The organism is Ructibacterium sp. SJQ-7, from assembly GCF_054696575.1.
The window spans coordinates 1,915,138-1,927,608 of sequence record NZ_CP195193.1 but is presented as its reverse complement, the minus strand read 5'-3'; the positions used below and the strand labels follow the sequence as shown (position 1 = coordinate 1,927,608).

The 12,471-nt window shown below is 39.9% G+C and carries 8 protein-coding genes and 5 tRNA genes; 2 read left to right on the top strand and 11 right to left on the bottom strand.

Going from position 1 to position 12,471, the window contains the following annotated elements:
- Positions 1-20: 20 nt before the first annotated feature.
- The 9 genes from ACSAMO_RS08315 to ACSAMO_RS08275 form a co-directional block, all read right to left on the bottom strand.
- Positions 21-1,553 (bottom strand): leucine-rich repeat domain-containing protein, encoded by a 1,533-nt coding sequence (locus ACSAMO_RS08315; protein ID WP_147514282.1) that lies wholly within the window; start codon positions 1,551-1,553, stop codon positions 21-23.
- A 416-nt stretch (positions 1,554-1,969) separates the two neighbouring features.
- Positions 1,970-3,436 (bottom strand): IMP dehydrogenase, encoded by a 1,467-nt coding sequence (gene guaB, locus ACSAMO_RS08310; RefSeq protein WP_412614287.1) that lies wholly within the window; start codon positions 3,434-3,436, stop codon positions 1,970-1,972.
- 92 nt (positions 3,437-3,528) lie between these two features.
- The gene (gene dusB / locus ACSAMO_RS08305) at positions 3,529-4,491 is read right to left on the bottom strand and encodes a tRNA dihydrouridine synthase DusB (protein WP_412614289.1); all 963 of its coding nucleotides are present in this window, start codon (positions 4,489-4,491) and stop codon (positions 3,529-3,531) included.
- 370 nt (positions 4,492-4,861) lie between these two features.
- The gene (locus tag ACSAMO_RS08300; protein WP_337869044.1) at positions 4,862-6,061 is read right to left on the bottom strand and encodes a transglutaminase domain-containing protein; all 1,200 of its coding nucleotides are present in this window, start codon (positions 6,059-6,061) and stop codon (positions 4,862-4,864) included.
- 83 nt (positions 6,062-6,144) lie between these two features.
- Positions 6,145-6,219, bottom strand: a tRNA-Cys gene (locus ACSAMO_RS08295).
- Positions 6,220-6,271: 52 nt separating this feature from the next.
- Positions 6,272-6,346 (bottom strand) — tRNA-Gly (locus ACSAMO_RS08290).
- Between the two features lie 28 nt (positions 6,347-6,374).
- Positions 6,375-6,450: transfer RNA gene (locus tag ACSAMO_RS08285), tRNA-Phe, on the bottom strand.
- 3 nt (positions 6,451-6,453) lie between these two features.
- Positions 6,454-6,530 (bottom strand) — tRNA-Asp (locus tag ACSAMO_RS08280).
- A gap of 28 nt (positions 6,531-6,558) precedes the next feature.
- Positions 6,559-6,634, bottom strand: a tRNA-Val gene (locus ACSAMO_RS08275).
- Positions 6,635-6,842: 208 nt separating this feature from the next.
- Here ACSAMO_RS08275 and ACSAMO_RS08270 point away from each other — a divergent pair.
- Together ACSAMO_RS08270 and ACSAMO_RS08265 are read left to right on the top strand one after the other, a co-directional pair.
- The gene (locus ACSAMO_RS08270; protein WP_499209093.1) at positions 6,843-7,898 is read left to right on the top strand and encodes a substrate-binding domain-containing protein; all 1,056 of its coding nucleotides are present in this window, start codon (positions 6,843-6,845) and stop codon (positions 7,896-7,898) included.
- A gap of 127 nt (positions 7,899-8,025) precedes the next feature.
- The gene (locus ACSAMO_RS08265; protein WP_499209092.1) at positions 8,026-10,242 is read left to right on the top strand and encodes a bifunctional diguanylate cyclase/phosphodiesterase; all 2,217 of its coding nucleotides are present in this window, start codon (positions 8,026-8,028) and stop codon (positions 10,240-10,242) included.
- A 47-nt stretch (positions 10,243-10,289) separates the two neighbouring features.
- Here ACSAMO_RS08265 and ACSAMO_RS08260 read toward each other — a convergent pair whose 3' ends face one another.
- A complete protein-coding gene (locus tag ACSAMO_RS08260) occupies positions 10,290-11,360 on the bottom strand; it encodes a glycoside hydrolase family 3 protein (protein WP_499209091.1) in 1,071 nt (356 codons plus the stop codon).
- A gap of 10 nt (positions 11,361-11,370) precedes the next feature.
- Positions 11,371-12,234, bottom strand: coding sequence for a glycoside hydrolase family 43 protein (locus ACSAMO_RS08255; protein WP_022230393.1), 864 nt, complete (start codon positions 12,232-12,234; stop codon positions 11,371-11,373).
- Between the last annotated feature and the right edge of the window lie 237 nt (positions 12,235-12,471).

Sequence of the window (12,471 nt, the reverse complement as noted above, 5' to 3'; positions counted from 1 at the left end):
CCGCCTTTTGTATCTCTTAATTATTCAATGTTAAATTCTTGTGCTTGTATAACAGGTTGCAACATATCCGATAAAACAAACACTTTCGCCGATTCGACTTTATCCGTTTTGTTAACTGAAATAGTCGTACTGCCCGACGTTTCAAGCGGAACACGCTCAAAACCTGTCAACAAACCGTTTTCGTCATACATAGCCGCATAAACATAACAATCTTCATATGTTGTCGCAGGCTCTACATTAAACGTATATCCCTCACCGACTTTTTCCGTTGTTACCTTTGCGGTTGTCAATGGTATATCTCTTTTATAGTGAACAGTTGCATTTTTCAAGCAATCGTTGCCAAACCAAGTTATATCTATTGCATTCCATTCTTCTTTTGTACCGCCATAATATACACTTGTTAAACTACTGCATTGGTTAAATGCACCGGCACCAATACTTGTTACACTTTTCGGTATCCCTATACTTACTAAATTTTCGCAGTACGCAAATGAATTGCCGCCTATCTGCGTCACACCATTAGTAATTGACATACTTGTAAGACCCGTACAATTATGGAATGCCTGTTCCCCTATGCTTGTCACACTATTAGGGATTTCTATACTTGTAAGATTGGTACAATTATAGAACGCCTGTTCTCCTATATTTGTTACGCCGTCTGGTATTTCATACGAATTTTTCTTTCCTTCCGGACATCTTACAAGTGTCGTATTATCTTTTGAAAAAAGAATTCCGTCTATTGAACTGTAATTTTGATTATTCAAGTCCGCATTTATTTCTTTTAAACTGCTACAACCTGTGAATGCCCTACTGCCAATACTTTCGACCCCTTTTGGTATTATGATACTTGCTAAACTATTACAATACTCAAATGCCTGTTCTCCTATACTTGTTACACTATTAGGAATTGTTACATTTGTCAAAGCATAACATTGTACAAACATATCTTTAGGGATACTTGTTAAAGAATTTGACAATTTTATATCCGTTAATTTTTTACAATTACGAAATGCCGTTTCCCCTATATCGGTTACACTGTTTGAAATTATTATATTGGTTAAATTATCGCAATTTTCGAATGCAGAATTTCCTATAACAATTACACTATTTGGAATTGTTATATTGGTTAAATCATTACAATCATAGAATGCTAGGCTACCTATGCTTTTCACACTGTCGGGAATTGTTATACCTTTCAATCCCCAACAGTACGCAAATGCCGTATTGCCTATACTTGTTACACTGTCGGGAATTGTTACGCTTTTCAGTGATGTAGTATAATAAAACATCATATTGCCTATACTTGTTACTCCATTTTCTATAACTACAGTTTTTATGCTCTGATTACGCTCAAATGGAGAATAATTTCCATAACTATAATCCTCCATATCCCCCGTACCACTGATTGTAAGCGTTCCATCATCGCTGAGTGTCCATGTAACATTCTCACCGCAAGTACCGCTTGTGGCGGTTGTTTCGGCGGACGCCATAATCGGTACTAATGCACAAATCATAGAAAGTGCAAGAACAATACTTAAAAGTTTCTTTTTCATTTGTCGTTTTCCTCCTAGAATAAATTTTTATTAATATGAATGTAACTTTTATGTGCCGTTTGACACAAATCCACGCATTAAAAAATGCGTGGTATAAAACCTATACCACGCACAAAAACGCGGCTTAGATTTAATGTTACCACACATTTAACTATCACTAATGAAACACACAATTAAAGCCATTCAGAATAGCAGTATTCCAATATGAAAAGCCTGCGTTTTTTACAAACACAAACTACTATTCCACACGGCAAAAAAGAATATTCATAAAACCGAATATCCAAACGTGCTTTTTTAAATTGTCTATATCATAAAATATGATAGTTAAAAATGTGGTATTTATATTATACCACACATTTTTATAATTATCAATATAAAAAAGCAAGCCACATAAGTGACTTGCCTTAAATTTCTTATTAGCCTTGTGTATTGTAGCTGTAGTTTGGAGCCTCTTTAGTGATATAAATATCATGAGGGTGGCTTTCCTTTAGACCTGCGCCTGTAATTCTTACGAACTTACCGTTTTCCTTTAACAACTGAATTGTCTTAGTTCCGCAGTAACCCATACCCGAACGCAGACCGCCAAGTATTTGGAATATAGTATCAGAAACAGGACCTTTGTAAGGTACACGACCTTCAACGCCTTCAGGAACAAGTTTCTTTGAACCTGTTTGGAAGTATCTGTCCTTACTTCCGCATTCCATAGCCGCAATAGAACCCATACCTCTGTAAACCTTAAAACGTCTGCCTTGGAATATTTCAAATTCGCCCGGGCTTTCGTCACAGCCTGCAAGCAAGCTGCCAAGCATAATTACGTCAGCACCTGCCGCAACAGCCTTAACAACATCGCCCGAATACTTAACACCGCCGTCGGCGATAACAGGGATATTGTACTTCTTTGCAACTTGGCTTACGTCATATACAGCAGTAATCTGCGGTACACCGATACCTGCAACGACACGGGTTGTACAGATCGAACCCGGTCCGATACCGACCTTAACACAGTCTGCGCCTGCGTTAATAAGTGCCTCTGCCGCCTCACCTGTTGCAATATTTCCTGCGATTAAGTCCAAATCAGGGAATGCATCCTTGATTTCCTTAACCTTATTTATGATATTCTTACTGTGACCGTGTGCACTGTCAAGTACAACAACGTCAACACCTGCGTTATATACAGCCTTAACTCTTTCCAATGCATCGTTGGTAACACCGATTGCCGCACCGACCAAAAGTCTGCCGTTCTTATCTCTTGCAGAATTCGGATAACGGATAGCTTTTTCAATATCCTTTATTGTAATAAGTCCTTTTAAGTGATTTTTCTCATCAACTATCGGCAACTTCTCAATCTTGTGCTTTGAAAGAATTTTCTGTGCCTCTGAAAGAGTTGTTCCGACAGGAGCAGTTATAAGATTTTCGCTTGTCATAGCGTCTTTAATTTTCTTTGCAAAATCTGTTTCAAATCTCAAGTCACGGTTTGTAATTATACCGATAAGCACGTTATTGTCATCACAAATCGGAACACCTGAAATTTTATATTTACCCATAAGCTCATCTGCGTCTTTTAGCGTATGGTTTTCAGAAAGACTGAACGGATTGGCTATAACGCCGTTCTCACTTCTCTTTACTTTATCAACTTCCGCAGCCTGCTGTTCAATCGTCATATTCTTATGAATTATTCCGATTCCGCCCTCTCGTGCGATTGCAATAGCCATTGACGACTCTGTAACAGTATCCATTGCCGAACTCATCAGCGGTATGTTAAGCGTTATGTTTTTAGTTAGTTTTGTTGTTAAGTCAACTTCGTTAGGTGTAAAATCAGATGCTTGCGGTACAAGTAATACATCATCAAATGTAAGACCTTCCTTAGAAAATTTTTCTTCCATTCTTATAACTCCTCTCATTAGTATTAATTTTATTAATTATAACAAATTTTGCGGTTTTTTTCAAGACCTTTTTTACGTCATTTTAAAGTTTATTATAATTGATTAATATAGTCTGTAAGGCATATTCGCATTGTGGCAATATCACTAATTTTGAAAACTTCGCCCTTTAATCTCGACGAACCCGCAAGTCCCTTGATATACCATGCAATATGCTTTCTCGCCTCTTTTATTCCGCGGCTTTCGCCCTTTTCTTCAACAAGTATTTCAATATGTTCCAACGCTTGTGCAAGTCTGTCCTGAGGAGTCGGTTCAAAGTTCACTTTGCCGTTTTTCAGATATTCGTTTACCTGTCTGAATATAAACGGATTTCCCTCACAGCCTCTGCCTATCATAACCGCGTCACAACCCGTCATATCAATCATTCTTTTCGCATCCTCGGCACATTTTATATCGCCGTTGCCGATTACCGGAATTGAAACCGATTCTTTTACTTTCTTTATTATATCCCAATCCGCCGTTCCGCTGTAAAACTCTGCCCTCGTTCTGCCGTGTATCGCAATCGCCGCCGCTCCGCCTTGTTCTATAATCTTTGCAACTTCAACTGCATTTATACTGTCATCGTCCCAACCTTTACGAATTTTTACCGTCACAGGCACAGGCGACGCGGAAGAAACTTTATGCACTATCTCGCCTATTTTTTCGGGTGTCTTAAGCAATGCGCTGCCGTCACCGTTATTTACGATTTTCGGTGTGGGACAGCCCATATTTATATCTATTATATCAGGTTTTACCGCCATAACTTTCGGTATCACTTCCGCCATTATATCAGCGTCAGAGCCGAATATTTGTATCGCACAAGGACGTTCTTCGTCATCTATCCGCATTAAATCGGCGGTTTTTTTATCGTTGTAGTACAGTCCTTTCGCACTCACCATTTCCGAATACACAAGTCCTGCACCGTATCTTCGGCATATTTTTCTGAAAGGTAAATCAGTTACTCCCGCCATCGGTGCAAGAAATACGTTGTTTTCTGTTTCAAAATTTCCTATTTTCATTGTTTCGCCTTTTATTTTTCCCTTTGTTTTTGATTATATCCAAAACAGACAAGCCTGTGTTGTGTTTTTGGCTTGCCTGCTGTTGTGTTGCCACCACTCTGTCACTTCGTGACACCTCTCCTCAAGGAGAGGCTTTTCGTACGGCTCCCATTGAGGGGAGCCGGCGGCGTAGCCGTCTGTGGGGTGGCTTTACCTTGCCTTTCGATTTGCCACCACTCCGTCACTTCGTGACATCTCTCCTCAAGGAGAGGCTTTCGTATGGCTCCCATTGAGGGGAGCTGGCGGCGTAGCCGTCTGTGGGGTGGCTCTTTTCTCTCTTACCTATTATCTGCTACTCGGGCGACCGATGATCGCCACTACGAACGTTAAATTATCTTCTTTTTGAGTATTCCAATATTTTATGATTATTTGAGAAGAACTGCAAATTTGCGTCAAAATACAAATGTGAAACTTCGCCCTTATTCATTTCACCGTTTTCGATTTTATTTGCACAATCCCATGTTGTATCGACAATCATCCATCTGCCGTCAACGTATACTTCATTCCATGCATGATTTTGTTCGTCGGTTGCAATACTTGTATCTGTCCACGCGGTATCATTACCAACACCAAGTGCGTATCCCGACACGACATTACACGGTATATCAATACTTCTGCACAACGACGCCATAAGCGTTGCAAAACCAAGACACACTGCCTTACGGCTCTTTACTATATCCGTTGCGTAATACGGCGGTGCCTCGTCACTTGCCAGGCTGTCAACGTCATAATACATATAAGAACATATCCAATCGTGCAACGCAAGCACTTTTTCATAGTCGGTCGTTTTATCCGCCGTAAGCTGTTCGGCGATAGAGATTATACTGTCACTGTTTGATTGTATAGACGCGGTGTATTTAAGTGCCTCTTTAATTGACTTATCCTTTTCATACATCGCCTTATTATGTTCAAACACAGGTGACTGTTCGATAACCCAACCGCCGTTGCCGTCACGCACAAGTTTTACATAATTATACACCCAGCTTTCAAACTGTCCGTAAGGCTTATCACCGGTATACACGTCAACACCGACAGATGAGCCGTTCGTTTTCGGAATTGATATTGTTTTATTGAAACTATTTTCGGAATTTGCCGTAATCGAAACCTGTTCAAGCGTTTCACCGTTTTCATCGATAAATGCCGCAATCAAATTTGATTTACTTCTTGAGCCGACAATTCCGAATATCTGTATTCTGTCATAATCCGCAATCATAGAAATATTTTCGTTCGGATAAAACGAAAGCATAGGACTGTTCTGTATATACGCATTGACCGCCACATCTGACGGATCAATAGGTAAATCCTCCTGTTTTATCATTGCCATAAGCTCGGACGGTGTAGGAATATAATCCGTCACCCTCGAAAGCCGTTCGGACAATGCCGAAACTGACTCCGTAACCTCCGGACAATTTTCTTTAAGATACGGAACATAACTTCCGAAATTCAAGAAAAAGTCTGTCTGCGAATTAATCACGGCTATTCCTATTGCTAATATCAAAAGTATGGCAAAAAATTTCTTTATCTTTTTCATATCATACCACCATACCAAAATCAAATTTTATATAAAAAATGCTGCGACCTAAGTATATTCTTAAGCCGCAGCATCTTCCTTATTGGAGGCGCCACCCAGATTTGAACTGGGGAATAAAGGTTTTGCAGACCTCTGCCTTACCACTTGGCTATGGCGCCGGATACAAATAACAAAAGACGCATATTTTTGCGTCTTTTGTCTTGTAGTAAATGGAGCGGAAGACGAGATTCGAACTCGCGACGTTCACCTTGGCAAGGTGACGCTCTACCACTGAGCCACTCCCGCATTTTTCACAATTCATAGAATTGTGAAGTGGTGCCTTCGGGTGGAATCGAACCGCCGACACAGGGATTTTCAGTCCCTTGCTCTACCGACTGAGCTACAAAGGCATATGGCGACCCGGATGAGGCTCGAACTCACGACCTCCAGCGTGACAGGCTGGCGTTCTAACCAACTGAACTACCGGGCCATAACACTTTATTTTCATAAAGTGTATTTGGTGGGAGTTACAGGGCTCGAACCTGTGACATCCTGCTTGTAAGGCAGACGCTCTCCCAGCTGAGCTAAACTCCCATTTGCGCTGACCTGTTGTGTCGGCCAACAACATTGACTATTATAGCAGACCTTTTTTACTTTGTCAACACTTTTTTTAAAAAAATTTTTATTTTTTTAAAAAAGATTTTTTTGGGTTATTTTTGACTGATATTTATATTTATTTTTATGTTTTTATGGTGTATAATATTACTAATATAAAATGTATAACTTAGAGGAGGAAACACTTATGAAGAAATATATAAAAAAGTTAATTTCAATTCCCTCTATATTGGCGATAAGCATTTCATTGCTTACTGCGTGTTCTGTTCCGCAGAGCGAATCGACTCCTTCTCCTTCGGAGAAATCAGCAAATGAAACTGTCTATGCTTTTGTCGGAAAAGATATACAAAATCCGTATAGCCAAAAAGTTTTTGAGGGTTTTGAAAGCGCCTGCAACGAAATAGGTATTGAAGCGATATACAAAGCGCCTACTTCCGCAACTGCCGACAAACAAATTGAAATTATAAACGAACTTATGGACAATAACGTAGACGGAATTGCCATTTCCGCCAACGATACCGACGCACTTGAGCCTGCACTTACCGAGGCTCTGAATTCAGGCATTGAAGTAATATCGGTTGACTCACCCGTAAATTCAACTTCACGAAAAACACATATTCAACAAGCCGATCCGGAAGTACTCGGACGAAATTTTATGAAGAGTGCGTATGACGTTTCAAACGGTGAAGGGGGTTTTGCGATTTTAACTTCCACAGGCAGTGCACCAAATCAAAATCAATGGATACGCTATCTAAAGCTCGAAATGGACGAAAATCCCGAAAAATACAGCAATATGCCTCTTATCGAAATAGCTTACGGCGATGATGATGCAACCAAATCTTACACGGAAACACAATATCTTTTGCAAAATGACGCTATTAAAACTATTATCGTTCCTACGACAATAGGCTTGAGTTCCGCCGCCAAAGCACTTGAAAAATCCGGTAAGGATGTAAATCTTATAGGACTTGGTTTTCCGAGTGAATTATCCGAATACATAAAAGACGGAACGTGCGACAGATTGTACATATGGAATACGACCGATCTCGGCTACCTTACCGCCTACACGCTTAAAGCCCTTGACGAAAATGAAATAACAGGCAGCATAGGTGAAACATTTACCGCCGGTTCACTCGGCGAAAAGACAATCACCGCTGACAAGGACAATGCAAGCGAAATAATACTCGGCGACCCGATTATGTTTGACCGCACAAACATCGACTCATTATCGGATATATATTAGTGTAAAATCTCCAAAAAAACACATTTATATGTGTTTTTTTATTTGAAATTATTGCACTGTTCTGCCTATTATGATAATATAATTATATAATTATTCATATTTTCTTTTTTGGGGAGGCACAGAATATATGTATAAAAAAACAATATCAAAAAGATTGAGACTTCCAATTGCCCTGCTTGTCACTATGGCTATTGTTATAATCAGCTATGCCAGTTATATTACCTATGCGGCAAATCAACGAACGATTTCTACTCTTTCTGAAATTTCACACCAAAATCAGACTATTTTCAGTCTTGAACTCGGAAGAGATGCAAAAATCATAGAAAATGCGGCATCTTATATAGAAAAATTGGGTTATGCCTCTTTTGACGATATTCTTACATTTTTAAAGCATAGCCAAATCGATGATCAACAGCATCTTTTAGGAATTATAACACCTGACGGCAAGCTTACCGACATAAACGGAGTCGAAATCGACTTATCGCAATTTCCTAATACAAAAGAGGCTTTTAACAGCGAAGAAACTAAATTCTTTTGCGATTCATATAATGATTTTACATTTCTTGTATGCACTACACCCATAAGAATAGACGGCGAAAATAAATTCGTAATTTTCTCTACATATCTGACTTCCCGATATGCAGATTCAATTTCAACGCCTACATTTGAAAACAAAGGATATTCTTACGTCATTGACAGTGACGGAAAAAGAATTGTCGGTTCATCTCATAACGGTTCATTCGGATTGACATTCGACAATCTGTTTGATGAAATGAGTCAAGCGTCAAGCAAAAATGACAGTGCCATACAGCAAATGCAAGCCGATTTAAAAGAAGGTAAATCAGACGGAATAATAATGCTTAACGGCATTGAAAAATACATTTATTATACACCGCTTAATATAAACGACTGGTACATACTTACCGTTGTGCCAAAAAACGTTGTGACAAAGTACACAACTCAAATTCTTATATGCTGTTACCTGTTCATCGTATTTTGCTCAATCGTATTTTTCTACCTATTGCATATGGCAATCAAAGCAAAAACCACCGGTCAAAAGCAGCTTGAGGAAATGGCTTACGTTGACAGTCTTACAGGCGGTATGTCATATACAAAATTTGTTTTTGAGGCTGAGAAAACACTGAAAGACAATCCCGATGAAAATTATGCTTTAATTAACCTTGATATAAACAATTTCCAATATATCAATGACTTTTTCGGTGATGACGAAGGCGACAGAGCTTTAAAATTTTTGTGGTCTGCCATTTATAAGCGACTTGAGCCAAAAGAATTGTGTTCAAGAATTTTTGACGACCACTTTGTCGCATTAATCACATACGACAATACTAAGTCGTTAGATAACGCTTGCGCAGATTTCTTTAACTCGCTTAAATTATACAGTCCGGCAGGCGGTGTATATAATATGACGGTATCTGTCGGAATTTATCTTGTGGATGACAGAGATATGAAGATAAATTCAATGCTTAATCGTGCAAGAATAACACAAAAGCATTTGAAAGGACAGTCCTCACAATCGCAATATGCAATATATTCTTCAAAGCAACGTAATGATATTATGATGCAGAAAACGATTGAAAACGGCTTTGAGGATGCTATTAAAAACAAAGAATTTAAGGTTTATTTCCAACCTAAATTCAATATTAACGCAAACAAATTTGACGGTGCAGAAGCTCTTGTACGTTGGCAAAAACCTGACGGAACAATAATTTCACCGGGTATGTTTATACCGCTGTTTGAAAAGAACGGCGATATTATTAAGCTTGACAAATATGTACTTGAAGAAACTTGTGCCAAAATCAGAAAATGGCTTGATCTGGGCTATGACGTTTCGCCAATATCGGTAAACGTATCGCTCTTGCAGTTATTGGACGAAAACTTTGTTGAGGATCATATCAAGACGGTTGAAAAGTACGGAATACCGCTAAATCTGATTGAAATTGAATTTACCGAAAGTATTCTTGCAGAAAACGAAAGCTTACTTATTTCGCTTACAAAGCAATGTAAAAAGCATGGAATTAAAGTTTTGCTTGATGACTTCGGCAGCGGATATTCTTCACTTAATATGCTTAATCTTCTGCCTTGCGACATAGTTAAACTTGACAAACGTTTTGTCGATAAACTCGAAACAGACGACAAGTCAAAAGCTATTGTATCGAGTGCAATATCGCTTGCACATACACTTCAAATGTCGGTTACGGCAGAGGGTGTTGAAACAAAAAATCAATACGATTTGTTGAAAGAAATGCATTGCGATAAAATTCAAGGGTTCTATTGTGCAAAGCCAATGCCTGAGGACGATTACGAAAACCTAATCAAAGGCTGATAAATTACAGACATTATAAAAGGCTGTCGATTGCGACAGCCTTTATTTTATATTTGCCCTTTCATCTTAAGCACTCGCTCTACTGCACTGTTTAGTGTCTCTTCGCTGATTTCACCGCATTTAACCGCGTTTAAAATCTGATTATAACCTGTTTGATAATCGGTCGTTATAAGTAAGTCATTACCCGCATTTACCGCTTTAACGTACACATTCTCCATATCTGCGACTGCGCCCATAGCAATGTCGTCTGTCATTATAACACCGTCAAAACCGCACTCATCTCTAAGCATATTGTGAATTGTCGGTGAAAGTGACGCGGGGTTTTCACTGTCAAGTGCATTGACCGTATTATGTGCCACAAGCACACAGCTTGCACCCGCCTCAATTCCGGCTTTAAACGGAAGCAAATCGTTTTCGCGTATGCTCTCGGCAGTTTTGTCGTCATAAACAGTGCCTTGATGACTGTCACCGCCTACACCGCCATATCCCGGAAAATGCTTTAATACGCTCATAATTCCTGCGTTATTCATTGCCGTTACCGTCTTTGAAACGAAATCAGCCGTAACTTCCGCATTTTGTCCAAGACTTCTGTCATACATATAATCAGACGGATTTGTCGAAACGTCCGCAACAGGCGCAAGGTTCATATTAACTCCCAAGCTCAAAAGGAGTTCCGATTTTTCCGTTGCATTTTCAACTACTGCGTCCATTCCGCCCTCATTGTAAATCTCTTGCGGCGACTTGAATTTTTCGGGTGCAAGATTAGGGTTTGAACTTACTCTTACAACCGTTCCTCCCTCCTCGTCCGCACCGATTATAAGCGGTATGTCGCTTTTATCTTGATAACTCTGTATTTTTTCTTTTACTTCGTCTTTTGTAAGTCCCTCAAAGTCACGTCCGAACATCAATATTCCGCCCGGTTTTATACTCATTAAATCATCTGTTTGTTCGTCATCAACGCAACGCACAAACAGAATTTGTCCGACTTTTTCTTCAAGGCTCATTGTATCTATGAGCGTCGGCTGTTCTGTATCAGATACTTCGTTCTTCACACCGCCGCAGGACGCAAGCATTGCACACATTGCAATACTTATAATTATAGATATTGTTTTTTTCATCACTTTTCCCCTATTTCACATACAACATTCCGTTTTTATCCTCAAGTTCAAAATACGCAGGACGTTCAAGCGGATGCTTGTTCGGCGAATGTAACAATAACAGTAATTTGTCATCAAACGTTTTGAAAATCATACCGTGTCCGCCGTCTTTTTTAAACAGCAGTTCGTCACGTTGTACCCAATTACCGTCTATGTCGCCGTTATCCGACACTGCAATAGCCTCTGTATATCCTTCTTCGCCCATACTTGACCATAGCAAAAGTAATGTACCGTCAGCACATCTGTACGGAAACGGACCGTCCGTAACGTATATACCTTTGTTTTTCTGTGCCTCGGCAATCCAGCTCGCCTCACTCGCTTTAAACAACAAAATCGGTTCACCGACTGCTCTTTTTAAATCTGCACTCATTTCAATCGCACACATTTCACCGTCATTTACCTGTACCCATTCATGGCAAAAAATCATATACGGCTTACCGCTTTTGCTTATGTATAACGTGCCGTCAAGCGATTCCCAATCCGGCGGTGTAATTGTACCCTCACTGTGTACCGTAAATTTGCCGTCCGGCTTGTCTGCCTTTAATACCATAGTTCCGCGGCATCTGTCCGCCGATTTGAATGACGCAAACATATAGAATGCGCCGTTGTACGCATAAACTTCAGGCGCCCAATAATGTCTGTCCGCCCAAAAATCTGCAGTTCGCGTAAATATCTCTTTTGGTTCAGACCAATTTTCAAGGTCTTCACTGACGTATACGTCAAGACCTGTCGCATTGTCCTCCCACACTTCACTTCCGCGTGAGCCGTATAGGTAATATTTGCCCTCATACGGCAATATGAATGGATCACGTATGTTTATATCTTCTCTTTTCATTGTGTTTCTCCTTTTATTTTTTCTCCTTTAAAGAGTGGCTTTCGTAGTGGCGATCATCGGTCGCCCTTTTTGTGTTTTCTTCAACGGGCGGCCAATGACCGCCACTACGGTTATCTTACAAGGGACGTCGACGTGCCATCCCCTACTTATGTTATATCGCCTCTGCCACCTCTCCGTCACTTCGTGACACCTCTCCTCAAGGAGAGGCTTTTGGCTCCCATTGAGGGGAGCTGTCAA

What these genes read in the sequence shown, in the direction of transcription:
- ACSAMO_RS08315 (WP_147514282.1), bottom strand. Translation starts at nt 1,553, where the DNA reads ATGAAAAAGAAACTTTTAAGTATTGTTCTTGCACTTTCTATGATTTGT.
- guaB (WP_412614287.1), bottom strand. Translation starts at nt 3,436, where the DNA reads ATGGAAGAAAAATTTTCTAAGGAAGGTCTTACATTTGATGATGTATTA.
- dusB (WP_412614289.1), bottom strand. Translation starts at nt 4,491, where the DNA reads ATGAAAATAGGAAATTTTGAAACAGAAAACAACGTATTTCTTGCACCG.
- ACSAMO_RS08300 (WP_337869044.1), bottom strand. Translation starts at nt 6,061, where the DNA reads ATGAAAAAGATAAAGAAATTTTTTGCCATACTTTTGATATTAGCAATA.
- ACSAMO_RS08270 (WP_499209093.1), top strand. Translation starts at nt 6,843, where the DNA reads ATGAAGAAATATATAAAAAAGTTAATTTCAATTCCCTCTATATTGGCG.
- ACSAMO_RS08265 (WP_499209092.1), top strand. Translation starts at nt 8,026, where the DNA reads ATGTATAAAAAAACAATATCAAAAAGATTGAGACTTCCAATTGCCCTG.
- ACSAMO_RS08260 (WP_499209091.1), bottom strand. Translation starts at nt 11,360, where the DNA reads ATGAAAAAAACAATATCTATAATTATAAGTATTGCAATGTGTGCAATG.
- ACSAMO_RS08255 (WP_022230393.1), bottom strand. Translation starts at nt 12,234, where the DNA reads ATGAAAAGAGAAGATATAAACATACGTGATCCATTCATATTGCCGTAT.